We start from the raw sequence: 684 nt of genomic DNA on the forward strand, positions 1-684 counted from the left end.
TCCTCGAAAACCGGCACTGTTGCAAAGTTAGCGATGAGGCAGCCTTTTGTCTTATTCAAAGGCCTTACATTTCAAAAACTCTGCTTACCAGGCGCATTTCGCCCAGGGGATCACCATAATAAAATGCTGAGGCCTGGCCTTTGCGTAGTGCACGCATCACCTCAATACCTTTGATGGTGGCGTAAGCCGTCTTCATGGATTTAAATCCCAGCGTGGCGCCGATTATCCGTTTCAGTTTGCCATGATCGCATTCAATCACGTTGTTCCGGTACTTAATCTGTCGGTGTTCAACGTCAGACGGGCACCGGCCTTCGCGTTTGAGCAGAGCAAGCGCGCGACCATAGGCGGGCGCTTTATCCGTGTTGATGAATCGCGGGATCTGCCACTTCTTCACGTTGTTGAGGATTTTACCCAGAAACCGGTATGCAGCTTTGCTGTTACGACGGGAGGAGAGATAAAAATCGACAGTGCGGCCCCGGCTGTCGACGGCCCGGTACAGATACGCCCAGCGGCCATTGACCTTCACGTAGGTTTCATCCATGTGCCACGGGCAAAGATCGGAAGGGTTACGCCAGTACCAGCGCAGCCGTTTTTCCATTTCAGGCGCATAACGCTGAACCCAGCGGTAAATCGTGGAGTGATCGACATTCACTCCGCGTTCAGCCAGCATCTCCTGCAATTCGG

The 684-nt window shown here is 52.9% G+C and carries 1 protein-coding gene; it reads right to left on the reverse strand.

Annotated features, from left to right (window positions below; translation table 11 throughout):
* Positions 1 to 64: 64 nt before the first annotated feature.
* On the reverse strand, positions 65 to 684 hold a 620-nt coding region (locus IEY40_RS20125), incomplete at its 5' end, for an IS6-like element IS26 family transposase (protein WP_096912031.1).

The sequence above is a fragment of the Shewanella ulleungensis genome (genome assembly GCF_014648315.1).
Taxonomy (GTDB): domain Bacteria; phylum Pseudomonadota; class Gammaproteobacteria; order Enterobacterales; family Shewanellaceae; genus Shewanella; species Shewanella ulleungensis.